This window comes from Aliiglaciecola sp. 3_MG-2023, from assembly GCF_030548205.1.
GTDB lineage: Bacteria > Pseudomonadota > Gammaproteobacteria > Enterobacterales > Alteromonadaceae > Aliiglaciecola.
Genome location: NZ_JAUORV010000001.1, coordinates 360,798 through 384,923, shown reverse-complemented (window position 1 = coordinate 384,923; position 24,126 = coordinate 360,798). Strand labels below are relative to the sequence as shown.

Genomic DNA, 24,126 nt, shown 5'->3' with positions numbered 1-24,126 from the left:
ATAGAATGAATAAAATTATTGAAACTAATAGCACTCCTCTTAAACGTGTTGATGCAGATACTGTCACCGTCGATATTATTGAAAATGCATTGAAAAATGCCCGCGAAGAAATGGATGCCGTGTTATTCAGAACCGCCATGAGTCCAGGTATTCGTGAACAAGGGGATTGTTTCCCAATGATCGCCAATCGCGACGGTAAAATGGTGGTTGGTCAGTTTGGCTCGTTTATCCACGGGTTTATGGAAGCATTTACCGGAGAAATGGAAGAGGGCGATGTTTTACTCACCAACGACCCTTACATGTGTAATGCTGCCGTATCTCACTTGCCTGACTGGTTAGTTTTGGTGCCGATTTTCCGCGAAGGTCGTCACATCGCTTGGTCTGCAATGTTCGGACATATGTCTGATAATGGTGGCATGGTACCAGGTTCAATTCCCATCAAAGCCGAGTCTATATTCCAAGAAGGGATACGTATTCCGCCAACTAAATTGTATAAAAAAGGCGTATTACAAACCGAGTTACTCGAACTGATATTGCATAATGTTCGCACACCTCAGTGGAACCGATTCGATCTCAATGCGTTAGTGGCAGCATGTAATACTGCATCCAAACGCGTCATTGAAATTGCGGATCGGTTTGGCGATGATGTGTTTTATTCCACCATGGAAGTCATGTTAGAGCGCAATCATACGGCCATGTCGGCAATTATCAATATGCTAGTACCTGAAGAGCCTCGCGTGTTTGAAGATTACCTATGTGATGATGGTGTAGGCAAAGGCCCGTACAAAATTCGTTGTAAAATGTGGCGAGAAGGTGAAAAAGCCATTTTTGATTTTGAGGGGACCGATCCCCAAGCAAAAAGCTCCATTAACTTCTATCTTAATGAAGATATGTTCAAAATGTTTTTTGGGTCTTTCACTATTAACTTAGTGGATCCACAAATACTGTTCAACGACGGTTTTTATGATTTGGTTGACGTCCGTATTCCTCAAGGAAGCTTATTGAAACCGAATTATCCTGCCGCGTTATCGGGCAGAACCCATGCGTTGGGCAGAATCTTCGATGTGATGGGCGGTCTATTAGGACAAGGTGCTCCAGAGGCAATGAATGCCGCAGGGTTTTCTGATTCTCCACACTTGTTCTATTCAGGTTACGATGACAATGGCGAGTGGTTCCAGTTATTCCAAATTGGATTTGGTGGTATTCCTGGACGCCCAGCCGGAGATGGCCCGGATGGACACTCCTTATGGCCAGGTTTCACCAATGTACCGAACGAATTCATCGAGGCTTACTTCCCATTACGCGTAGAAGCATACGAAACGATTCCTGATTCAGGTGGCGTTGGTTTGCATCGCGGTGGAAACGGTTTGTCTGTGGGATACCGTTTCTTAAATGATGGCCAAATTGCGATTCATGATGATCGTTGGTTAACTTATCCGTGGGGAGTTAACGGTGGTGCGCCAGGAATGCGTTCTACCAAACTATTAAAACGTGCTGATGGTAGTGAAGAAACCTTGCCAGCCAAGTGTGAAGGTATTGAAGTGAAAAAAGGCGATATTCTGTACTTTAATACTTGGGGCGGCGGCGGTTGGGGAGATCCATTGCAGCGTGACCCTCAACTCGTGTTAGACGATATCAATCGCTCTTTGGTTACCATTGAAGGTGCTTTAGGTTATGGAGTGGTGATCAGTGATGAACTGAGCATAGATACTCAGGCAACCGCTGATTTACGCGCTAAAATGGCAGCTGAACGGGGTGATGTTAGTTTGTTTGATTTCGGTGGTGATATCGCTGATATTAAAGCCCGTAGCATGCAAGAAACTAACTTGCCCGCACCGCAAACACCAGAGTTTTAAGTCGACTCAAGCTTCCCCTAATCGCCAGTTGGGGGAAGTGAATTGAATCTCGCCGGTAAATTATCCGGCGACCTTCTTGTTTAAAATTTAAACGCCTATAAAACCCGGTCATCTGATGTTTAATAGGCTTACAAGTCTAAGGATTATTACGTTCTTGGCTGTCCCTAATCACCTTATAGCTAATATCAAAATATTCATAAACCACAGCACAATTCCCAGTGTTAAGGGTTTATAATACGGCCTCATTTTTTTAGGGTAGTATACAAATCATGTCTTTTTTTATTAACGTCATTCGCAATTTTCTTGGTTGCATTATTGCTTTTTTTGATCTGATAACTCGTCCTCGTAAACAAAAGCGCAGCGCCCAAGCACAGCAACAAGTAGAGAAAGAAATTAAGTCTATGGCTCTGTACCAGTTTTTCGCTTGTCCTTTTTGTATTAAAACTCGTCGAGCTTTACACCGTTTGAACTTGCCTATGGAAACCCGTAGCGCCCGAAAAGGTAGTGAATTTAGGACTGAGCTTGCGCAACAAGGCGGCAAAACCAAAGTACCTTGCTTGCGTATCTCACAAGAAGGTAAAGATACCTGGATGTATGAAAGTAACGATATTATTGCTTATTTAGAACAACGTTTCGGTTCTATTCGCTAAGAAAGAAACGCCCCGTGCCGATTCCCGAAGAAACATTTTATTTTCGCTCATTAGTTGAAATCAATTTAGGTCTATCTGTGTCTGATAATTTTACAGAATATGGTTTTTGTTTGTATGCGAAAGGTAAAATATACATTTAATTCAATTACTTATAAATATGGCCTGTAATTTGCTTTTGTTTGGGTAAGCAGCTAGTGATACATAAATGTAATTAACAACTATCCTGCAGAAACAACAATTCAAATTATGAGGTATTGAATGAAAACTTTAAAATTAGCCTTAGTCGGCATCTTATTAACTGTTGGTGGATTTGCAAACGCTGGCTTAATTTATCAAACAGGTAGCTATACTTATTATCAAGACGATAGTGGTTTAGAATGGGTTTATGCCTCGCCTTGTGCTGGCATTGGTGGCTGCGGCAGTGATGTTACTCTTATTGATGACTTTAGATTTGCTACGGAAATTGAGTGGACAACAAGTTTTGCTTCTACTGCAGAGTTAGTTACTGCATTTCAACTCGATAACTATAACAGTAATGTATGCGCGGCATCTTACTTTGGTTCAGGGTACAGTCATTGTGACGCTAATGATGTTTCACGTGGTTATGTTTGGGGGGCACCTAGTAACATCGCTACATTCTCAACTAGTACTATTGCAGAAACGTTTTTAGTACGCAACGAACTAGCTAGTAATGATATTCCTGAGCCAACGACATTAGCTACGCTTGCCTTGGGACTACTAGCATTAAGGTTTCGTAAAAAAGCTTAATCAATTGTAGACGATAGTTCGAACACCGTTTTTTAAAAAGCACTAGGTTCTAAACCTAGTGCTTTTTTCGTTCTATAACGTCAGGGGCGTTAGATTCAATTTACTATAAACCCCGTTGAGTTTCTAAATAGGTCGCGAAACTCCCTAACCAGTGACTGCCCATATAATGCATATCATGGATAACTGAATTTAGCCCTGATGTTTTGTGTGCTTGTGCAGCACGTAAAATCGCAGTTTTACGGGGATCAGCAGACTTTAAAGCTGAGGCGATACCTTCTAACATCCACGCTCTACTTAAATTTAATCCATCTAAGTGAGCCAGTTTACCGTCGCTTTTGTCGACTACTGTGGCGACATTTAGCCAATTTCCATCACCATCGATGGGAATTGATGGCAAAAACGCCCCTAACCATTTCGCGTATTGTTCAGCTGAAAGTACCCTTCTCATTAAATCCGCTTCGGCAATACACGGTGATAAAAAATCTTGGCCTGATGGCTCATAGGCTAAAGGACAATTCACATCATTAGCATATAAACGCCTAATGTTTTGCTTTAATAAATCGTTAAACTCTTGATTATGAGCGGTCACGCTCCAATCCAGCATTAACCCAAAGGCAAATGCTGTTTGGCTATGCTCTCCCACTCGAATAGGGAAGGAAAGTTTAGGTATCCAATCGGTCACATTAGCAACAATTTTGTTTTCTAAAGGGGTTAGAATAGTTAGCCAGTGCTTGGCTTTTTGATTGTCCCATTCTCGCAGCTCCGAAGTGAGTTGCAAAAACCAAGCTAGTCCGTAAGGGCGCTCAAAGCTGGTTCCGGTATCTGCTCGATTAAAATAAGCTAATTCACCTTCCAAATTTTCTTTGGTAAAACTTTGCGCTAAGCTGGCCATGATGTCTTGATAACGAGCTGTATCTGGGTATTGGCTGGCAATTCGCGTGAGCAGCCAATGTCCATGGACAGATGAATGCCAATCATAACAACCGTAAAACGCCGGGTAGAGTTTCTTAGGTGTTTTCACATCTTCATCACTGTTCATCATATGTTTTATGATATTCGGATATTCTTTGTGCACACACTCAAGAGCAAGTTCGGCAAATCGGTCGATAACTTGAGCTTGACTGGGCTCCGTAGTATTAGCATTAGGTGCGCTCACTGCAAAGCTGCAATACATGCTAAATAATAAATATATGGCTTTAAATTTCATTTTTAATTTTCATTAATTGAGGTGATATGAGGAAGATTTAGTCTAACTGCTGTAAGTCAGCTATGCAACGCGTTGATTTTGCTGAGGCTTTATTATTTTTACCGAGCGTGATAACCACAACCCTATATGTTTTCTATCTTAGACTACACTTAATACTGCAAGATATTGCAAACGTAACTTTAGCTAATGCTGATGTAAGCTCACTTTAAACCAAGGAGGTTTTTCATTTTCTCAAGTGCGTACTACTTTTAATTCATGGAGCAGAAAAATTATGATCACAGATGATGTAAATAAATTAGTATCCAAAAATAGGTTTAATCAAACCGCCATCAAATTAAAACCTAAGCAATGCAATAAACACAGAATTGTAAATTTGTTATTGACGTCCGATAGTGTTGTCGGAAAAGCTGTTATCGCAACAGATAGGCAAACTCATCATATAGAGATTGAATGGGGCGATGGACAGACTAGTCGACTTAACATCGGTTACGCGAGTCATTTCGAAATCTCTGCATTTGACTCAGATAATGGTTTACAAGCTGGCACTTATGAATTTTATCATCGATATGATGTTACTTATGTGGAACATATCTATGCGGAAGGAGTCATGATTCCGGCACCAATGGACTATGAAGTGAATGTCAAAACCATAGATTTTAATGGTCAACTTGATGTCACTACTCAGAACCTAAGAATTGAACCAAGTTATCAACTCAATTTTTACCAATTAATGATAGGTCTTAAGAATAAGTGTGATGGTGGAGGACTAAACGAGTTTACTATTAGTCTGACTGAAAATGGAGAAATTTTGAAGGAATGGGAATGGCATCCATCAGATGACTTTATAGTCACTTCATCACCTACTTACCGAGTTCCAGACAGTCAAATATCTCAAGTGTTTACTGTCTCAGAGCCACAAAATCCGCATATGACATTCTCTGACCCCATTCGATTTAACTTTATTGAGTTCGATCGATGGTACAATGATAAAGGATCGCTGGGGTATGGGAACTTTCTAGGCTCGTATATAAATGGTGAGCAAGAAAGCGCGTCAGGCACTAGGGAGGGAGACATTATCTTAGTAGATAAAAATCCACTTTGGGATAGTACCTGTGACTTGATGTTTAAGGTCGATTGGGAAATAAATTTGTTAGTTCCAATGCCGGCTAGTCAACCTGTATTATTTTCATCCAACTGATTCAAAAGAACGATTCAAAAAACCGATTTAAAAAACAGGTTATATGCCAACTTAATTAGGTTGGCTTTTCATTTTATTTTATATATCTAACATCTAATCGAACAATGATAATAATTTCAATACTGCTTTTTTTTAACTTAATCAATTGAATTTACTGAAAATTACCATCTTTTCATCCCCGATAAACTAGGTAAAAACAGCTGCTATCTTGTGCGCTGTGCCTTTCATCACAGCCATGATTTTAATTGGAACGAATATCATTTTGTTCCAGTTTGCTAATCTTTTAGTTTTATTTCTTAAAATGAAAACAACCCTAGATCCGTTCAAATAATAATTGTTTTTTGAGCTGATTTGTCGAATTGAAATTTATCATTCAAATACACCTGAATCCTAAGTTTAAAGCCATTTCACTTCTTTTTAAGCCGTCAATCAAAGGTGACTAGAGTACTTTTTGTACAAGCATTTTTATATTCTACATTAGCCACTTGTTCGTCAAATTTAATAATGAAATTTGATTGAAAACTATTTTATTGAAATTTTATAGAACGTTAATAGGTCTTTAACTTACATAATGGACTACATTAATTAAACGTCCGTCCATTTTTTTCAACCTAGTACATTGAGGATAGATTATATGAATTATAATAAAACAATTAAAACTGCACTTCTTGTTGGTTGCACTATCGCAGCATCTCAGGCTGTTAATGCTAAACCAAATGACCAATTGTCATTAGCTGAAGCGGCGCCAGAAAAAGTCAAAGTTGCCTTTCAAGAATGGAAAGAAGGGAAGAGATTACGTGGACGTAAAGATAAATGTTATGGAATTGCCCTTGCAGGTGAAAATGATTGTAAAGCCGGCGCTGGAACTAGTTGCGAAGGTACTTCCACTGTAGATTTTCAAAAAAATGCATGGACATATTCACCTAAAGGTTCTTGTGAATTTATCATGACACCAGAAGGGGCAGCGTCTACAAAGCCTATCGCTTAGTCGACGTTTTTCCATGCAAAACTTAACTAAATTGCCCGCAGATGCGGGCATTTGTTTGAAACCTGAACATTTTGATTCAATCCCTAATACGGTTGAAGGACAGTTATGGTTTGAAGTGCATGCTGAAAACTATCTTATCCAAGGTGGTCCTAGATTAGAAAGGTTACAGCATATTGCGCAGAATTTTCCTTTAAGTATTCACGGTGTCGGGGCATCCGTAGGCGGGCCAACTCCGATTAATTCTGAACACCTTAAACGATTGTCTCGTTTGGTTAATTTAGTTCCAACTGCAGCCTTTTCCGAACATATTGCATGGTCAGGCACTGCTGGAAATTATTTAGGCAATTTAATGCCAACGCCTATCACAACTGAATCATTAAAGAGTACCGCTCGGAACATCGAACAATTACAAGATGCGCTTCAGCGTCCTATTTTAGTGGAAAACCCCGCAAACTATCTGAACTTCAAATCAGAAATGTCAGAGTCTGAATTCATGATGTCTTTAGTTAGTATGACCGGCTGTGGGATTTTGTTGGACGTAAATAATTTGTTTATTAGTGCCAACAACACCGGAATTAATGCCCATGGCTACATTAAAAATCTTGATCCATCTTCAATTGGAGAGATTCATGTGGCTGGTCATTCGGTAGATCCGATTGAAAAAGATTTATTGATAGATTCACATGATAGCGAAGTATCAAAAGCGGTATGGTCACTTTTGAGTGAAGCATTAAATCATATTGGACCTTGCCCTGTTCTTATTGAACGAGATGCGAATTTACCGGCATTTAATGTGCTGCTAGCAGAAAGAAATTTTGCCCGTAAGTTGATCAATCAAAATAAGCAAGTTGCTTGATATGAGTGAATTTCATATAGCCCTAATGGATTATGTCCAAACTGGAACGACTGATGATATTTCAGAGTATCTAGACAACTCTCAGAATCAACCTCGTCTAGCGGTGTACCGTAATACATTCATCAGCAGTTGCATTGATGCATTACAACGAAAATACCCGAGTAGTGAGAAATTATTAGGCGAAGATTTTTTTAAAACCTTAGCTAGAGAATTTTGTATATTAACGCCACCAACCACACCTGTGTTGGGCGAATATGGTGAAACCTTTCCTGAGTATTTGAGAGAAATTCTTGTTCAGCACCACCCTGAGTTGGAATATACATGGGATATATGCAAATTGGATCGAGCTTGGCACCAAGCTTATTTTGCTGACGAAAAGTCGCCACTAAGTCAAACTGACATAGAGGCATTAGTTGACGACATAGAAACTAAATCACTTTCACTTCATCCTAGTGTTCAATTAGTCCAAATTGATTGGACGGTTACAAATTTGTGGTCACAACTAAGAGAAAGTAACGTAAACGAAAAAATCGCCATAGCAAATCAACCTGAAAATATTCTGTTATGGCGAAACAACGGCTCCATATTACACCGAGTTATTTCCAAACCTGAAAGCTTATTCATTGCCAATATTTATGTGGGTAAACCCTTAGGTGAATCAGCTGAAATAGCGATGCAAAGTGGCGAGATCGATATAAGCGATACTTTTAGCCAATTACTCCTTAATAATTTACTAACATAAGAGAAAAATATGAATGCTTTGATTAACTTATATGCTGGCGTAACGGCTAAAATTAGTTTGTATTTAACCGACATAACGCTGCTTCTTGCAAGGCTTTTAGCCGCTAGCGTGTTTTTTCAATCAGGCATGACCAAGTGGAATGGATTTCTTAGTTTTAATCCCGATAAGTATGACCTGTTTTTATACGAATTTTTCTGTCCTGATCCAGTCCGCGAGGGCGCTTTATTGTTGTGCGATGCTAATACTTTAGATTATGTAGAAGGATCTTCGATAGTGTCTTTTATCGAAACTCTTGCGGTTTCAGCTGGCGTAGCAGAAATCATCTTTCCCATCCTACTTGCATTTGGATTATTCACACGTGTTGGTGCCGCAGCCTTAATCGGTATGACTCTTTTCATCCAATTGGCAGTATTCCCAAGTTGGGATCATTGGTGGAATCCAGCGGTATGGTGGTTTATCGTATTGTTGTCAGTTTTGAGTATGGGTCCAGGACGGTTATCTTTAGATAAGTTATTTGGCCTAGAAAAAGCTCGCTAGTTTATTCGTTTACATACTCCTCAACTGAGGAGTATGTAAACTATAATTCGGCTAGAAATTATTTGATTGTATGTGGTTAACCGATTAATCAGCTAGGTTGTTTGTTTTTTGAGTATCCATTCATTCAATGTAAGTTAAATACTAAGTCAAATCCAAAGTTAATAAGTCCTTACACTTAAAATTCTTAAAAGCGGCATTGAAATTTCTAAAAGCGACCACACTTTTATTGCACTTATCGAAGAATAATTATGGAGTCACCAGTGTCAAATTTGGTAGAAAAGTTAAATTGGCGTTATGCAACCAAAAAGATGGATGCTAGTAAAACGGTTAATGATGAGAAAGTAGAACGAATTCTCGAAGCTATCCGCCTAACTGCTACCTCAAGTGGATTACAACCATACGAAGTAATAGTGGTGAAAAACCAAGAGTTACGGGAACAGATTGTACCCAATGCCTTTAATCAGTCTCAAATTTCAGATTGTTCCCATCTTTTGGTTTTTGCTGCATGGGATAATTATACGCCAGAACGTATTAATCACATGTTCGATTTAGTCAATGAAGAACGTGGTGTTATTAATGAAGGCTGGGAAAACTACCGTAAAATGATTTTGGCGACTTATCCGCCAAGAGATCCAGAAGTAAATTATCAACACGCAGCTCGTCAAGCCTATATCGGTTTGGGTACGGCTTTAATTGCAGCAGCTGAAGAAGGTGTTGATAGTACCCCGATGGAAGGTTTTGTTCCTGAAAAAGTGGATGAGATTTTAGGGCTGACAGAGCGCGGATTGCGTTCAGTAGTATTGTTACCCCTCGGTTATAGAGCTGAAGAAGGTGATTGGCTTAAAGGGCTGAAAAAAGTTCGTCGTCCTAAAGAAGAGTTTATTACTGAAATAAACTAAGCATCTTGTTTGTCGAATAATTAGCTAATTTAAAGGGTCAGTGTGAATTCACTTTGACCTTTTTTTTTGCTTTTATTCGGGGTAATTGTTGGGCACTCACGCAGCGCGAATAGTTTTCACGAAAAATGCCAACTTTTAGCGAAAATTAAATAGACTTTTATTGCCTTAAAAGGTGATATGGAGTCAGCTAAATTGGTAGATTCAAGTGCTATAAATAGCCCATGCTTAACCAATAAAGCCACTATGTGGTTCAAGTTATCAGCGTTAGATAACTTGGAGTTTTAATTTTACTGTCAACAAAGGCTGAGTATGTTGCAAAATACAAAAACTTCATGGGGAAGCGTTTCAAAATCATTACATTGGGTAATGTTGCTTCTAATCATCGTTGAGGTTGCTTCAGGCTTTTTGATGTCAGCAACCTATGGGTTTGCGTTGAAATACCCAGACGTGAATTCTTTCCATGATGTTATTGCACAAATTCATCATACTAATGGCTTCTTTTTATTGTTGTTGGTCGTTTTTCGTTTAGTTTGGCGGTTTAAGGGAGTTGTACCGCAGCTTCCATCGGGTTTTAGTCGTTTTAAACAGGTGACCGCAAAATTCACACACGGTTTGCTTTACGCGCTCCTATTATTGGTACCCCTGTCTGGATGGGCTGCGCTATCCGTATTAGCGGATTCTGCTGAATACGGAATAACCCATATATGGTTCTTTGCCAGTGATGGGATAATCCCTCAAATCCTTCCCAATCAAGATATAAACAGTCTATTTGGTTACTCTTTTTTTGGCAAAACCCATCGATATTTACTTGTTGCAGGCGGGGTGATTGTTGCCATTCATGTGCTTGCGAGCCTATGGCACCACTTGGTTAGAAAGGATCAAATATTACTTCGAATGTGGCCGGGTGGACGCTGAAATTAAACAGGGCAGAGTTGATTGATTCTGCCCTTGTTTTATTTTCTGAGTAAATTAATGTCTTAATTTATTCTTAGAAACTAAGTCCTAATACTCGCTGAATTTCATAAAGAAAGCGTCTTGCATCTTCACCACTAATAGAATTACAGTTCCAGATTTTCTCACATGTTTGACCCGCTATACGACTACCTGTGCCAACTTTCGGTGCTTGAGTGTTTCTCAATTGCTCTAGCTGTTCATCAAAAAAATCGTGTAAATTTTGGTTATTAACGACTATGCGTTCAATATCTTGTTTGCTACCTGAGGCATTGGTTGATTCAATTCTTTCAAGCGATCTCTGGCTGCGGCTATTTTATACGCAGCCTTATTGTATAGTGGAATCGCTTTATCTTTTTGCTCTTCCCCAAATAATTGGGAGTCGTACATCTTGCCTAACAAATACGACGCCTTATAGATATTGTGTTCTGAAGCAAGCTCTAGCCACTCACTTGCCTCTTCATAGTCTTGTTCTACAAGTTCACCTTCTAGATATACGGCACCTAAAACATATGCAGCTTGGTAGAATTTATTCTTCACCGCTTCTTTGAGGTAAGTGATTCCTCTACTTGGATCATCATCTACCATTTGCGATAAATATATCAGCCCAGTCTTGTATTGGGCTGACGCTTGATCCCATTTTCCTGCTTTTTTATACATGCTAAGTGCTTTGCGGGGATCTTTTTCAATACCATAACCAAGCATGTAAAAATTACCCAGCGTTTCCTTTGCGCCTGGATGTCCTTTCCTTGCATACTTTTAAAGTCTTTAAACATTTTGACGCGATATTCGTCGCTACATTCTTTCAAATCGTAAGAAAATACACGGGACGTAAAGGCAATTACTACTATGATTAATAGAATTTTTTTCAAATGACACATGAATTACTTTCTCTAGTTTTGTAATTTCGAAATATAAAATTAATTTGTGTAGATGCTGTAAAAGGAACAAATAAAGGGAAGAGTCTACTATCAACTTTGGAAAAGCAGCATTGATTAGCTCTACCTATCCATTTGACCTTTATTCTCTAAGTTAAAGGGAACGTCATTATCTTCATCACCGATACATGCATAATAATTAAACAAGATAAAGTTGATGAAGTTTCTAGATACAGTTTGAAGTGGATTAGCCGACATTTAAATTGGTTAAGAAGCTTTTCAGTAAGCAACTTAACACTGAGCTAACCAAACATCCGGAACAAACTAACGCTATAATCGGTAGCGGATAGATTATTTAGTTAGCTTAAATGCTTTGTCTACTCTCGAAGGTTTTGATGGAGTGATAACTTTAGCTGAATTGTTCGTGACTGGATGAATATTTACCAACGAGGCTGAAAGTTACAGCCTCACGCTTTATAGAGCTTATCAACATCCAGACGTAACAAAATCATAGGTAGGCAGCTCATTTACCCCAGCAGGTGGATTATAGGTTAGATAACAATTCGGGCTTCTAAGAGGAATATTATTGTTGGTAATGCCACTAAAACCAACAATTCTTGAAGGCGAAACGAAGAACTGCCCTCCGCCAAAGGTGTCGCCATAGGCCCAGTCTTCATCTAACTGAAGCGCATTTGCAATGCCAGTCGTGCGATTGGCACTGGGGAAGCCATACACTGTGGCGATATCATCCACTCCGTCGCCATCGAGGTCAACGTTGCCTTCAGCGTCGTTTACCACACCTTGAATTATGGCCTTGGCATATACCAAATTAACAGCACCACTTGCGGCGCCCGCCATTCCGTCAAGGGCTGCCTTGTTTGCATCTGAAGTTAAGTTAATAAATTTCGGAGCCGCAACCACAGACAAAATCCCCAGAATGACGATCACTATGATCAATTCAATTAGGGTAAAGCCTTTCACATTTTCCACTTTCACTACTAACAACCTTTTAGACACAAATTTATAGGCGGATTTTAACTCAGTGAATGTGGTGCATCTATTATACTTTGGATTATTCCATGTAAGTTGACGCTGAATTTGCCATAAAATCGAAGGGAGCTAAACTTATCATTACGATGAATTATTGATCCCTTTTGCATCGCTTTACTTAAAAACAAATAAAGGAAAACCAGATGAATTTGCTTATTACAGGTGGCAGTGGGCTGATAGGGGCTAAGTTGGTTGAGCAACTCAAAGGCGATAACCAAATAACGGTATTGACTAGACATCCCCAACTCGCTGAGGAAAAACTAGGCACTGGGCTCACCTTTATTACTGAGCTTGCCGCTTTGAACAATCTTGATGAGTTTGATGGCGTGATTAATTTAGCCGGCGAACCCATAGTGAATAAACGCTGGAGCGCCGAACAAAAGGCTCTTTTAGAAAATAGTCGCTGGGACATTACGCGGCAGTTAGGCGAATTATTTGCCGCCAGTGATAGCCCGCCGTCAGTGCTGGTGAGTGGTTCTGCCATTGGTTTTTATGGACGCCAAGATAGCCAAATCATTGATGAAAGTTTTGACAAACCGAATATCGAATTCAGTCATGAGTTGTGCGCAACTTGGGAAACATTAGCCCTTGAAATTGAAACTGATAAAACCCGTGTATGTGTTTTACGAACAGGCATTGTGTTAGCCAAACATGGCGGTGCGTTAGCAAAAATGGAACTGCCATTTAAGCTGGGTTTAGGAGGACCAATTGGTAACGGTAAACACTATATGTCGTGGATCCATATAGATGATATGGTGAGAGGCATTGTACACCTAATTCAGCATTCGGATTGCTCGGGTGTTTATAATTTCACCGCGCCTAACCCGATGACCAATATAGATTTTTCTAATGCACTTGCTTCAGCACTGCACAGACCCTGTATCTTGTGTACGCCTAAATTTGCATTAAAACTCGCAATGGGTGAAATGGCAGATTTATTAATCTACGGGCAGCGGGTAATCCCGAAAAGACTGCAAGAGAATGCATTTACCTTCAATTTTACCACCATTGAAGATGCCTTTGCTGACTTGTACTGAAGCATTTTTTTTCGAGCCGTTGAACACAGTATCAAATAATGAGTGAAGGCATCGATTTTTAAAGCCAGCAACTGATTTAAACGACTTATAAATAGTATACAAGCGATGTCAGGCTCAATGGATCCCAATGAGTCTGACATGATAACCAGGTTGATAAAACTGCCTAGGCGCTAATAGAGGTTGGTATAACTTCGCGATAATCCTCCAGTACCCGTTGATACCAAGAATAAATTACGTCATCTTTTGCTAAGAAATCAGAGGTGCCGCTGCTGGCAATCCACAGGAAAGTACCGAGTAAACAAATATCTCTGTAGTCTGGTTTGTCACCACCAAAATACATTTTATTTTTTAGTAAATCCCTTGCGTGAGCAAGCTCCGTTTGTAAGTTTTGAATGTGCTTCTCTGGGGTGGCAGCAAACTCTTCTAAACTCGTGCCCAGGCGCGCTTCTCTTGATGTGCGGAAGTATTCTTTGTCTTGCTCGGCAATGATATTGAATAGATCTAAAATGATGATCCCAGGAATATGCTTCGATAAAACTGAGGACACCCATTGGTGGAATGATTCTGCCTGCGCTTTGGCTTCTTCGTTAGCAAATAGACTGGGTTTATTTGGATAGGTACTTTCTAAATACTGTGCAATTTCCCAAGAGTCACTCACTACCTTATCTGCATCAGTAATAACCGGCAATAAAGGCTGCCCTGAGAGAGCAAATTTTTCTTTTTCCGTAAACCAAACTGGCTCAGTTCCAAAACTGAGTTGCTTATGCTGCAGTGCCAATTTTGATTTCCAGCAATGGGGAGCGAAACGTAAACTGCGATCAGCGCCTGATAATTCATACAGCGTGATGGTCATGGTATATCCTTTCAAAAAAATAGACGTTTCTTATACGTTGTGCCTTCTCAAAAATCAAAGCTGTCGCGGCCAAACGCCTGTTTTAACGGGTTAAGTTAATAGTTAGCAAGTTGCTGGGATTGGATCGCGGTTGCGCATTTGCATATAACTCAATGCCCACATAATAAATCCACCGAAGAAAAGCATGGCTGAAGCATAACCCACTTCGTTAAAGCTGGCACCTGAGGCTAGCATAGCGCCGCCCACCATAGGTCCAATTGCATTAGCGGTATTAAAGGCACATTGCACCAGCGCTCCAATCATAGCATGGCCTTTGGGTGAGACATCGAGTAGCATCGACTGAATAACCGCAGCAAGGCCTACACTAGCGCCTAGTAAAAACACCGTAATGTACAACCACCAAATGTTCCCAGCGGCAAATACATACATCACCGAAATACCAATACTGCATAGCAATGCCATACCCGTGGTACTGATAGGGGCATGATCAGCTAGTTTACTGATCACCAAATTACCAATGGTGGTGCCAACACCAAACATCATCATAGCAATAGAAATAGTAATAACTGGGGTTTCTGTTACATTGATAATGGTATCGGCCAAATAAGTATAAATGCAGAAGACGCCACCAAAGCCTACGAAAATAATTCCGGATATAGACCACACCAACTTGTTCTTCAGTACGCTGAACTCTTCACGGAGTTTAGAGGGATTCTTCACTGGGCAACTTGGCACTAAGTAATAAATGAGTACCAAAGTCACTAATGACAGTACCGCAACGATTGCCATACACACTCGCCAACTCATCGATTGGCCAATTAAGGTTGCCATTGGAACACCCACAATAGTTGCAATGGTAAGTCCGGCAAACACTTTTGACATATAACTTGCGCGTTTACCCTTAGGTGCCATGCTCGCAGCAATGAGTAATGCAGTACCAAAATAAGCTCCGTGCGGTAATCCGGAGAGTACGCGGTAAGCGATTAATTCAGGTAGGCTGGATGCAATTGCGCTCAAGCCATTGCCAATAAACATCATCGCCACAAATAAAATTAGCGCTGTTCGCCGGTTGGTTTTATTGGTTAACAACATAAACAAGGGGGCGCCGATCACAACGCCAATGGCATATGCACTGATGACATTCCCAGCTTGAGAAGGCGCAACCGTGTAAGATTCTGCGATTAATGGCAGCATCGACATGGATGAAAATTCTGTTAACCCCAATACAAAGGTGCCAAGTGCCATAATAAGAATCGGCCAAACCGTTGCAACCTGAGCAGACTGTTGAGTAGACATAGCAAACCTTTTTTAGATTGTTGTGACCGAGGCCACTAAACGAAATACCAAACCATGACCGCTAGCACAATCGAGGTGCTAAGGTCAGTTTAATGCTTGTAGGAAAATTGCTTTCAATGAAAAGCCGACTACGGCAAACGTATCAACCTTAAAGATTGACCTGTTTTTTATTATTTGATGGCATGATTATACGCTATGCAGGTTCAAGAATTCTATGCTCTAGGGCGCATAATTCCTGGTGATCATCCTATCTCTCAAAACACGTAAAGCATAGTGTACGAACAATCCATTTCGTTTACCCTGCGTTTACATAGATGCAAAAACTGGTTACGGATATTACAAATGATTTACCCCAAAATGTGACTCAATTGAAGCTTGAAGGCACCTCAAATGAATGTACTTGGTCTTGCTATCAACTAGAATTGAATTAGAGGGATTCAGATAGAGGGAATTTACCCGAGCTAATATGCGAGCATAGTTCTTGGTAGCTCATGGGTTTGCCTAGGAGATAGCCTTGAACAATGTCTACTCTCATCCCTTTAAGCATTGTTAACTGTTCTTGTGTTTCAACGCCTTCTGCGACAACATCACTTTCTAACGCGTGGGCCATACTCACCATAGCGCGAGCGAGCAATGCTGTTTTTTTATCATTGACTATTTTGCAAACAAAAGACCGATCTATTTTAATTTCATCGAACTCCAATGAAGATAGATACGACATTGCGGAATATCCGGTACCAAAATCATCTAAGGAGATTCGAATACCTTGGTGGCGCAACTGTTCGAGTTCCAAGAGCACCGCTTCACTAAAATTCACCAATTGTGCTTCAGTAATCTCTAACGTTAGTGTTTTTGCTGGTAGTTGATATTGCTCTAATTGCTTATTCAAGCGTTTTGCTAAGCCAACACTAATTTCATCGCCTGATAAATTGATACTAATTCTTGGCAGGTGAGAAAACTCATCATGCAGCTGTTTGATTAAGCAACAGCTTCTTTCCAATATCCAGGCATTAATATCCACCATCAATCCTGATTTTTCCGCGATGGGGATAAATTCTGAAGGAGACACGTTGCCAAATTTTTCGGATTTCCAGCGCAATAAAACCTCAGCACCAGACATAGAGTTATGCTCATCAAGTCTAAACTGTGGTTGCAAAACCAAATACATTTCATCATTCGCTATGGCTTTGCGTAAACTTTGTTGGAGTTCAAATTTGCGCTGACTAAGGGCTAACATTTTTTCGTCGTAAAACTGGTAGTGTTTATTTTTAACCTTTGAATGTTTGACGTTGTACATTGCCATATCAGCAGTTTGCAATAAAAAGGTCGCTTCTCGACCATTGTGAGGCCAAATGCTAATGCCAACTGCACAGCTAATTTCAAAACTATGGTTGCGTATCAAGAAAGGGGCAGACAAAACATCTTTAAGAGATTCAGCGAAAACTTTTAAAGCGCTGGTGTCTCCTGTATTTACTGTTAGTACAAACTCATCACCACCTAAGCGTGCAATGACTGGTGCTTGGTTTCTAAAGCTCTCTAGCCGTTGTCCAACTAGACGTAATAGATCATCTCCCAATCGATGGCCATAACTATCATTAATTAATTTGAATCCATTAAGATCGATGAAAATGATCGCAAACTCATCAGATAGGGGGCGATCCTTGATGGCTGATTTTATCTCTGTTAGTAGAAAACTACGATTTCCTAATCCCGTCAATGAGTCTCGGTTAGCTAAGTCTTGTAACTGTAAAGTGCGTTTTTCTACCAGTGATTCCAGCTTATGGCTATACTCATAAAGCTGTTTTTTATTCGCCGTTTCTTCTGTGATGTCGTCTATAATACCGACCAATAACTTGCGACCATCGGCAAGTACAAGGGGCAATTTTAAGGTGTGACAGGTAATGACGCCATGGGAAGTTGTTACCTCTTCTTGAATATCAATAACTTTCCCCTGAGCCATCACATCTTCATCTATTTGTCTGAATTTTTTCGCTTCTTCAATATCATTAAAAAAATCAAAATCTGAGGTTCCGATGACGTTCTCACGGGGGTTCTCAAAAAGGGAGGCCATTTTTTTATTCCAAATAACAAATCGATAATTGTCATTTGGGTCTTTGGCGAACACTGCGATAGGGAGTTGTTCAATTATTTCTAGTAACAGTTCATTTTCTAACAACATGACGCCAAGATTCCAGAAATAAGTGGGAGTATAATGTGAATTTAATGAAACATTAGATTAGATACTGGAAACCTGCTTACTTGGATCAAAAATACTCAGTTTAAAAAGGGGGATCCCTAGGTTGATAATTTTGATTCAGGCTAAAAATTTCATCTCATTCGATGGCAAGAATAAACCACAGTCTTAAATTATTCAACGTGGTCTGATTTTTGTATTTGGACAGGCATCTTTTCAGGTAATTGATTTTGTATTTGGACAGGCATCTTTTCAGATAATTGCAATTGTGGCTTACGATTAGAATTGGAGGATTTTGTATTTGGACAGGCATCTTTTCAGGGATTTTTGTATTTGGACAGGCATCTTTTCAGATAATTGCAATTGTGGCTTACGATTAGAATTGGAGGGTCAACAAAATGTCTTATCGCGCTCGAATTTTAGGTAAATAGATACGGCAATCATCGATTTCTGGTGACTGAGCATCATTGAGATGAATTTGGCGCGATGCTAAACCTGCTTCTTGTGAAAAAATACCTGAAATGAAAAGTGATTTAAGAGGAGGCGTTAACCCAATGTACTCGTTTGCCGACGCTTTCGTTTGTAGTGCTTTAAAGTGTCTGTTTGTCCGGCTGCCACACTAAAATGTGTTTCAAAGGTTAAAAACATATCTTGCCAGGTGTGCTCATCGAATCCTAAGCGTTGCAATATGGGCGATTCAGACATATCTATTGCCCCTCGCTGGTCAGGATTGATATTGCGACCCGATAGGTCCACTAATTTTAGATAGTCGACTAAGTCGAATGTTAATCCATACGGTTGTGGCTGTTGCAGGTTACCAACAAAAGGCATGAGGGTCGTTGGCTGATACCCTTTTTTAAAATCATGAATGCGGCGCTTTATGCTGGTGTGATGAGATGATTCTGGGGTGGTTGCCATTTTAGCGCGTATTGGATTTAAATCTACATACACCATACATGCAGCTAAAGCATGCTCATCCAACAGGGCTTGTGACTTGAATCGCCCTTCCCAAAAATGTCCCGTACAATTATCTTCTTGGTTTGCTTGTCGGGCAATAGGCTCATTCAATTCTCGCATAAACCAGCTGATATCAATTAATCGACTTCGATAAACGGATAAAGTCGATTGGAGTGTGATGCGTTCAGCGTCACTGAGCTCTGCCTCAATCAGTTCAGCAGCTTGCTTAGATGTGAACTTCTGTGAAAGCAGCGTGCCCTTGTGAAGCATATGCCAGCGCCGGGCTATCTCTTTGTCCGTCCAATGTTTTGCTTTGCCAGAATTAACATGTAACACCACATGAGTATGATTACTCATCACCGCATAAGCACACACGTCAATGGCAAAGACCGTGGTCAAAAATAACAATCTGTCTTCCACCCATTGGCGACGATGCTCATAGCTTTTTCCTGTCAGTTTATCTTCGCCACACAAAAAAGCCCGTCGAACACAACGGGATACGCAATGATAATAAGGGGTGTCTGTAAGACTGATTTGGCGCTTCCGTGGCAATGGCATAATTCATTCCCTGAATTAAGAATACTTAAGCATAGTTTATGTGGTTAACCTTGTAGTCTAGTTTTTGGCTGTCCATGTTAATTATGGCTGTCCATGTTTAATTTGGTCCATGTTTAATTTTCGCAGCTACATAATTGACTCACATTTGATTGTTAAGCTACAAAGTATTATTTCTGCGCCTAATTAAAACCTCTAGGGGAGTTAAATGATGAAAATTATGTGGTGGTCTTTATTCGTTGTTGTGTGCGGCTTTTCGCTAAGTGCTTGTCATAATGATAGTCGTCAATCTCAGATGCAATCTAATGTTAGTGAGTTTGTATTAACAAGCTCTGATATGGTGGATGGCGGTAATTTACCTATTACTTATACTTGTGATGGAGAACGTGTTAATCCACCATTAAGTTGGAGTGGTGCCCCAGAATCCACCCAGTCATACGCGCTAATTATGCATCATAATGCGCCAGATGGTGTGCATTGGTATTGGACTATGTACAACATCAGTGCTGATGTAACACATGTCAATAGTAATGAAACCCTTGGCGTATTGGGTACTAACAGTGTAAATAATTTAAATGCATATGCGCCACCTTGCTCAAAAGGTCCTGGTAAGAAAAGCTATATCTACACAATTTATGCTTTATCTGCACCACTAGCTTTAGATGAAAAAGAAAAAGTAGACCGTGCAACACTTTTAGCTGCAATGCAGGATCTCACCTTAGGCTCTGCGCAGTTAACGGTTAGTTATCAGCGCAGTAATAATAATACCGAACGAGATGTTGATAATATCAAACCAACTGGTGCGCCAAGAATACAACCTAGTACAGAACATCGACCAAACCCTCCATCATTTATCCAACCTGATTTGTCTGTCAATATTGATTCAGCTCGATGTGAAAAAATTCAACAGTCGATAAGTGACGCTGGATTTGAGCAAGGCGTGACGGTTATTTGCGATCAAGATTATGCCTATATTGTATCTAATACTTATCCACAACATGAGATGATGACAGGCATTACAGGTACTAATGAGCAAGTTCCAGTGCCGGCAGAAGGTTATGCAGCGCCTATTAAACTGCAACCTAAAAAGGCCGAAAAATTAACAACTATTGATGCTGCCGTTGGCGTGGCAGTAAATGGAGTGCCTATTTACGATTACTCATCCCAAGGCGAATTAGATGTAAGTCAATACGATGCTAAACACGATACCTTAGCATTAGGGCAACTTGATATCTGTGGTGGTCACTCTGGAAGAGGTGATGACTATCACTATCATGTAACACCTACGTGCATGATCGATACCATGAAAAATCGAGAATCGGATGCCATTATTGGTTGGGCATACGATGGCTATCCACTTTATGCTGATAAAAACCCAGATGGTAGTGAAATCGCCGAGGGTGACTTAGATAGTTGTAACGGCCAAGCAGATGATAACTTTGGTTATCGCTACCAAACCTCGGCAACACCACCTTATATTATTCAATGTCTAGTGGGGGAGATTGATACCACTAAGTTGCCTAGAGTTGCTCCGTTAAGTGGTGATACACAAGGTATTAGAGCAGATCTTCGGCCACCTGCTAGTGGTGTAGAGAACTTAACCTACACTGAGTCTGAAAATGGCAGTCGTACTATGGCTTATTCATACCAAAATGAAGACTATTTTACGACTTACAGCCCATCAACTAAAAGAGATGGCTGTTACGACTTTAAACAAAAAACTATTAGTAGTGGTGGAAAGGTTGAAGAAGGGACCTTTTGCAGGAACGGTGATCAAAGCGAAGTTAAACCTAAGCCTACAACTAAATCTAAGTTAACAACAGTGCAGTCCGTTAATCGTGAAATTTCAGGTGAACATCATTTGAAACTAGAAGCGTGGGCTGATAATTGGTTTGCCGCTTATGTCGATGAAAACCTGCTAATTGAAGATTCAGTCCCAATTACAACTGAGCGTTCGTTTAATGCTGAGAGTGTTACTTTCTCTGCAAATTACCCTATTCAGCTTAATTTAATCCTCAAAGACTTTAAGCAGAACGACTCAGGTTTAGAATATATCGGTGCCAGAAATCAGCAAATGGGTGATGGTGGGTTTATCATGCAAATTACTGATATAGATACGAATACTGTAGTTTCGGTTACCGATAGCAGTTGGAAGTGTGAAGTGCTTCATCGTGCGCCACTTAATAAATTATGCGAGCAAGAATCTAATCCGGTTGCAGGTGAAGGGTATTGTACTTTTATGTCTAAAGAAGCACCTACTAATTGGATGGATGCTGATTTTGACGACTCAACTTGGCCAAATGCGACTGAACATACTGCAGCAATGGTAGGACCAAAAGATGGTTATGATGAAATAAACTGGAACAAAGACGCACAGTTTATTTGGGGAGATGATCTTGAAACCGACAACACGTTAATTTGTCGAACAACTATTCAACAACCTAATTGATCCATTAGCAGGTAATAATTGTGTCTGTATTTAAAAAATTAAAATTAGCCTGTATTTTAGTTATTGGTTTAGTAAATGTTAGCACATCCTTAAATGCCCATGTTTTAAACGAGACAACGGCACAAGTTGTTTTAAGAGATGGGCAAGTTGAAGTGAAATTACTCACTGATATTGATCATTTAATCTCGAACTTACAAAGTGAGCAAGCATGGTTACTGGGTGATATTGATGCGGTAATGCCTGAAAATTTAAACGCTAGCCAACAAGAAGCGTTTATCGCTGACGCGCTCAAACAAAAAATGAACTTAACAATAAATGGTGTAGTGATTGGTTTTGAAACGGCTACTTTGGAAAGTGGCGCTTTTGATACTGATCATTTAGGAACTGATGATTTAGAAAGGGATAGTTTTCAAAATAAAAGTAAGCATAGTAACAGCAGGAATCATGGCAGAGAAATTGTGTTTCAAGCCCGGCATAGTATTGCGCAAGTGTCTGAACTTTCTATTTCATTTCATAAAATTTTAGGTGCAGTGCATACAAACTTTGTAAAACCACAATATAAATTACTAAGTGCGGGCGAAACAGCCCACATTGAATTTTGAACTCGAGCTACTGAAACTAGGCTTACTTAAAAAGGAAACTAATCAAGCAATAAGCCCTTTTATACCTTAATTGTAGGCATTTAATCCGTATGCAATACTGCTATACAAGCATGCAATTATGATCCTAACGATCAGAGAATCAATGAAGTTATTACATAAATTCTTTTTAGCATTTTTTATCACTAACATTACCTTAGTTGGATTAATGTTTGTGTTTATATATATGAACTTCGTGGCTGGTTTTAATCACTTTGTTGAGCAAGAAGAACAAAAGCATGTAGTTGAAGTTAAACAACAACTCGTGCAGTTTTATTCTGAGTTAGGTAGTTGGGAGCCTATTCGACAGAATACGCAGTTATGGCGTTCTATCGTTGATCCTAAAAACAATCCAAACGAACCGAATCCAACAAAGCAAAACAATAGCCAAATTAACCCTAGCGTCTATACTGAAGAAAATATTACTGAGCAAAAAATGCCCTCGTTTTTATGGGCAAATCTACCGGCAGATTTACTGCAAACCGGTAGGCGGATCAGTTTATATGACCAACATAAAAAAGTCGTTGTTGGTCGTGTTAATTTAAACGAAAATCCACATGTGGAACCGATTTTATTAAATAATAAAGTTATTGGCTGGATCGGCTTAGTGCCTTCTGGTTTGGTTGAAAATAGCTCGGTGAATGCCTTTTTGTCAGCACAATTTAATAGTTATTTCACTATTACTTTATGCGTTATTTTACTCGCTTTTATTATGGCTATTGTTTTATCTAAGCATTTAACCAAACCCATAAAGCAAATTGTGGTCGCCACCAATGAGCTAAACAAAGGTAATTATGAAACTAGGGTTTCAGCACTTACTCAGGATGAATTAGGCACCTTATCTACTAATTTTAATGATTTAGCTTACACCCTTGAACACAATCAACACATGCGAGTTCAATGGGTTTCAGATACGTCTCATGAATTAAAAACGCCACTTACCGTATTGCGCTCCCATTTATTAGCTGTACAAGATGGAGTTTTTGCTGCTGACACCAGTCGTATTAAATTACTGATTAATCAGGTTGATAATTTAAATCGCATTGTTGATGACCTAGCCCAATTAGCCAACAGTGACACCGTTAATTTAACTTACAATGAAGTTGCGGTTGATGTAATTGAACTACTACAACAAACGTTTGAAAGTTATACAGCTCGCTTTCAGGAGCGTAGCTTAACGGTGAATAGCGACGATTTAAAAAGTGCACTGCCATGCACCGTAAATGGCGATAAAGATAGGCTACAGCAATTATTTTCAAACTTACTAGAAAACACCTGTCGCTATACCGATAATGGTGGGCAGGTGAATATGAAAATTCACCGAGTAGATAACAAGCTAGAGGTAATTATACAAGATTCTGCTCCAGGGGTTTTAGCGAAAGATCAGAGCAAATTATTTGACCGTTTTTATCGTGTGGAAAAATCTCGGAATAGAAACTATGGAGGTTCAGGATTAGGTTTATCGTTATGTAAAAAAATCGTAGAAGCCCACGGTGGTGATATTTCACTGCAAGATTCACCCTTAGGTGGCTTAGAAATAAAAGTAACCATTCCCGTGGTAAATTAA

General features: G+C 39.7%; 21 protein-coding genes. 14 read left to right on the top strand and 7 right to left on the bottom strand.

The annotated features are described in order from the left end of the window. Positions 1 to 5 precede the first annotated feature (5 nt). From Q4574_RS01810 to Q4574_RS01800, 3 genes are all read left to right on the top strand, one after another. Positions 6 to 1,856 carry a hydantoinase B/oxoprolinase family protein gene (locus tag Q4574_RS01810; protein ID WP_303470773.1) on the top strand — a complete coding sequence of 617 codons (1,851 nt, stop codon included), beginning with the start codon at positions 6 to 8 and terminating at the stop codon, positions 1,854 to 1,856. Positions 1,857 to 2,125: 269 nt separating this feature from the next. After that, the gene (locus tag Q4574_RS01805) at positions 2,126 to 2,506 is read left to right on the top strand and encodes a glutathione S-transferase N-terminal domain-containing protein (protein WP_303470771.1); all 381 of its coding nucleotides are present in this window, start codon (positions 2,126 to 2,128) and stop codon (positions 2,504 to 2,506) included. Between the two features lie 258 nt (positions 2,507 to 2,764). Further along, entirely contained in the window at positions 2,765 to 3,274 is a 510-nt protein-coding gene (locus Q4574_RS01800; RefSeq protein ID WP_303470769.1) for a PEP-CTERM sorting domain-containing protein, read from the top strand. Positions 3,275 to 3,377: 103 nt separating this feature from the next. Here Q4574_RS01800 and Q4574_RS01795 read toward each other — a convergent pair whose 3' ends face one another. Beyond that, complete coding sequence (locus Q4574_RS01795) at positions 3,378 to 4,481, bottom strand: DUF2891 domain-containing protein (protein ID WP_303470767.1); 1,104 nt, start codon at positions 4,479 to 4,481, stop codon at positions 3,378 to 3,380. 271 nt (positions 4,482 to 4,752) lie between these two features. On the opposite strand from Q4574_RS01795, the gene Q4574_RS01790 reads away from it, so the two are divergent. The 7 genes from Q4574_RS01790 (at position 4,753) to Q4574_RS01760 (ending at position 10,616) form a co-directional block, all read left to right on the top strand. Continuing rightward, the gene (locus Q4574_RS01790) at positions 4,753 to 5,679 is read left to right on the top strand and encodes a hypothetical protein (RefSeq protein WP_303470765.1); all 927 of its coding nucleotides are present in this window, start codon (positions 4,753 to 4,755) and stop codon (positions 5,677 to 5,679) included. A 634-nt stretch (positions 5,680 to 6,313) separates the two neighbouring features. Beyond that, positions 6,314 to 6,667: a DUF2282 domain-containing protein gene (locus Q4574_RS01785; protein ID WP_303470764.1), complete on the top strand. Its 354-nt coding sequence runs from the start codon at positions 6,314 to 6,316 to the stop codon at positions 6,665 to 6,667. 13 nt (positions 6,668 to 6,680) lie between these two features. Continuing rightward, the gene (locus Q4574_RS01780; RefSeq protein WP_303470762.1) at positions 6,681 to 7,523 is read left to right on the top strand and encodes a DUF692 domain-containing protein; all 843 of its coding nucleotides are present in this window, start codon (positions 6,681 to 6,683) and stop codon (positions 7,521 to 7,523) included. Position 7,524: 1 nt separating this feature from the next. Beyond that, entirely contained in the window at positions 7,525 to 8,265 is a 741-nt protein-coding gene (locus Q4574_RS01775) for a DNA-binding domain-containing protein (RefSeq protein ID WP_303470761.1), read from the top strand. Between the two features lie 9 nt (positions 8,266 to 8,274). After that, positions 8,275 to 8,802, top strand: a complete 528-nt coding sequence (locus Q4574_RS01770; RefSeq protein ID WP_303470758.1) for a DoxX family protein — start codon at positions 8,275 to 8,277, stop codon at positions 8,800 to 8,802. 260 nt (positions 8,803 to 9,062) lie between these two features. Next, positions 9,063 to 9,701 carry an NAD(P)H-dependent oxidoreductase gene (locus tag Q4574_RS01765; protein ID WP_303470756.1) on the top strand — a complete coding sequence of 213 codons (639 nt, stop codon included), beginning with the start codon at positions 9,063 to 9,065 and terminating at the stop codon, positions 9,699 to 9,701. 309 nt (positions 9,702 to 10,010) lie between these two features. Then, complete coding sequence (locus Q4574_RS01760) at positions 10,011 to 10,616, top strand: cytochrome b (RefSeq protein WP_303470754.1); 606 nt, start codon at positions 10,011 to 10,013, stop codon at positions 10,614 to 10,616. 273 nt (positions 10,617 to 10,889) lie between these two features. On the opposite strand, the gene Q4574_RS01755 is transcribed toward Q4574_RS01760, so the two are convergent. Together Q4574_RS01755 and Q4574_RS01750 are read right to left on the bottom strand one after the other, a co-directional pair. After that, positions 10,890 to 11,372: a tetratricopeptide repeat protein gene (locus Q4574_RS01755; protein WP_303470843.1), complete on the bottom strand. Its 483-nt coding sequence runs from the start codon at positions 11,370 to 11,372 to the stop codon at positions 10,890 to 10,892. 644 nt (positions 11,373 to 12,016) lie between these two features. Next, positions 12,017 to 12,526 (bottom strand): prepilin-type N-terminal cleavage/methylation domain-containing protein, encoded by a 510-nt coding sequence (locus Q4574_RS01750; protein ID WP_303470752.1) that lies wholly within the window; start codon positions 12,524 to 12,526, stop codon positions 12,017 to 12,019. A gap of 197 nt (positions 12,527 to 12,723) precedes the next feature. Here Q4574_RS01750 and Q4574_RS01745 point away from each other — a divergent pair, with 197 nt between their 5' ends. After that, the gene (locus tag Q4574_RS01745) at positions 12,724 to 13,617 is read left to right on the top strand and encodes a TIGR01777 family oxidoreductase (RefSeq protein WP_303470750.1); all 894 of its coding nucleotides are present in this window, start codon (positions 12,724 to 12,726) and stop codon (positions 13,615 to 13,617) included. Positions 13,618 to 13,780: 163 nt separating this feature from the next. Here the strand turns inward: Q4574_RS01745 and Q4574_RS01740 are convergent, their stop codons facing one another. The 4 genes from Q4574_RS01740 to Q4574_RS01725 form a co-directional block, all read right to left on the bottom strand. Then, positions 13,781 to 14,470 (bottom strand): glutathione S-transferase N-terminal domain-containing protein, encoded by a 690-nt coding sequence (locus tag Q4574_RS01740; RefSeq protein WP_303470748.1) that lies wholly within the window; start codon positions 14,468 to 14,470, stop codon positions 13,781 to 13,783. A 102-nt stretch (positions 14,471 to 14,572) separates the two neighbouring features. Continuing rightward, positions 14,573 to 15,766 (bottom strand): MFS transporter, encoded by a 1,194-nt coding sequence (locus tag Q4574_RS01735; protein WP_303470744.1) that lies wholly within the window; start codon positions 15,764 to 15,766, stop codon positions 14,573 to 14,575. A 427-nt stretch (positions 15,767 to 16,193) separates the two neighbouring features. Further along, positions 16,194 to 17,945 carry an EAL domain-containing protein gene (locus tag Q4574_RS01730; RefSeq protein ID WP_303470741.1) on the bottom strand — a complete coding sequence of 584 codons (1,752 nt, stop codon included), beginning with the start codon at positions 17,943 to 17,945 and terminating at the stop codon, positions 16,194 to 16,196. A 561-nt stretch (positions 17,946 to 18,506) separates the two neighbouring features. After that, positions 18,507 to 19,475, bottom strand: a complete 969-nt coding sequence (locus tag Q4574_RS01725) for a transposase (RefSeq protein WP_303470739.1) — start codon at positions 19,473 to 19,475, stop codon at positions 18,507 to 18,509. A gap of 205 nt (positions 19,476 to 19,680) precedes the next feature. Here Q4574_RS01725 and Q4574_RS01720 point away from each other — a divergent pair, with 205 nt between their 5' ends. The 3 genes from Q4574_RS01720 to Q4574_RS01710 all read left to right on the top strand — a co-directional run bounded on the left by Q4574_RS01720 (position 19,681) and on the right by Q4574_RS01710 (position 24,126). Beyond that, complete coding sequence (locus tag Q4574_RS01720; protein ID WP_303470737.1) at positions 19,681 to 21,921, top strand: YHYH protein; 2,241 nt, start codon at positions 19,681 to 19,683, stop codon at positions 21,919 to 21,921. 20 nt (positions 21,922 to 21,941) lie between these two features. Beyond that, positions 21,942 to 22,523, top strand: coding sequence for a hypothetical protein (locus Q4574_RS01715; RefSeq protein ID WP_303470735.1), 582 nt, complete (start codon positions 21,942 to 21,944; stop codon positions 22,521 to 22,523). 142 nt (positions 22,524 to 22,665) lie between these two features. Further along, positions 22,666 to 24,126 (top strand): ATP-binding protein, encoded by a 1,461-nt coding sequence (locus Q4574_RS01710; protein ID WP_303470733.1) that lies wholly within the window; start codon positions 22,666 to 22,668, stop codon positions 24,124 to 24,126.

Excerpts from the sequence above, each read along its gene's own strand:
- Q4574_RS01785 (WP_303470764.1), top strand. The coding sequence starts at position 6,314 with ATGAATTATAATAAAACAATTAAAACTGCACTTCTTGTTGGTTGCACT.
- Q4574_RS01795 (WP_303470767.1), bottom strand. The coding sequence starts at position 4,481 with ATGAAATTTAAAGCCATATATTTATTATTTAGCATGTATTGCAGCTTT.
- Q4574_RS01710 (WP_303470733.1), top strand. The coding sequence starts at position 22,666 with ATGAAGTTATTACATAAATTCTTTTTAGCATTTTTTATCACTAACATT.
- Q4574_RS01775 (WP_303470761.1), top strand. The coding sequence starts at position 7,525 with ATGAGTGAATTTCATATAGCCCTAATGGATTATGTCCAAACTGGAACG.
- Q4574_RS01790 (WP_303470765.1), top strand. The coding sequence starts at position 4,753 with ATGATCACAGATGATGTAAATAAATTAGTATCCAAAAATAGGTTTAAT.
- Q4574_RS01780 (WP_303470762.1), top strand. The coding sequence starts at position 6,681 with ATGCAAAACTTAACTAAATTGCCCGCAGATGCGGGCATTTGTTTGAAA.
- Q4574_RS01730 (WP_303470741.1), bottom strand. The coding sequence starts at position 17,945 with ATGTTGTTAGAAAATGAACTGTTACTAGAAATAATTGAACAACTCCCT.
- Q4574_RS01725 (WP_303470739.1), bottom strand. The coding sequence starts at position 19,475 with ATGCCATTGCCACGGAAGCGCCAAATCAGTCTTACAGACACCCCTTAT.
- Q4574_RS01720 (WP_303470737.1), top strand. The coding sequence starts at position 19,681 with ATGATGAAAATTATGTGGTGGTCTTTATTCGTTGTTGTGTGCGGCTTT.
- Q4574_RS01770 (WP_303470758.1), top strand. The coding sequence starts at position 8,275 with ATGAATGCTTTGATTAACTTATATGCTGGCGTAACGGCTAAAATTAGT.
- Q4574_RS01810 (WP_303470773.1), top strand. The coding sequence starts at position 6 with ATGAATAAAATTATTGAAACTAATAGCACTCCTCTTAAACGTGTTGAT.
- Q4574_RS01800 (WP_303470769.1), top strand. The coding sequence starts at position 2,765 with ATGAAAACTTTAAAATTAGCCTTAGTCGGCATCTTATTAACTGTTGGT.
- Q4574_RS01740 (WP_303470748.1), bottom strand. The coding sequence starts at position 14,470 with ATGACCATCACGCTGTATGAATTATCAGGCGCTGATCGCAGTTTACGT.
- Q4574_RS01735 (WP_303470744.1), bottom strand. The coding sequence starts at position 15,766 with ATGTCTACTCAACAGTCTGCTCAGGTTGCAACGGTTTGGCCGATTCTT.
- Q4574_RS01760 (WP_303470754.1), top strand. The coding sequence starts at position 10,011 with ATGTTGCAAAATACAAAAACTTCATGGGGAAGCGTTTCAAAATCATTA.
- Q4574_RS01805 (WP_303470771.1), top strand. The coding sequence starts at position 2,126 with ATGTCTTTTTTTATTAACGTCATTCGCAATTTTCTTGGTTGCATTATT.
- Q4574_RS01745 (WP_303470750.1), top strand. The coding sequence starts at position 12,724 with ATGAATTTGCTTATTACAGGTGGCAGTGGGCTGATAGGGGCTAAGTTG.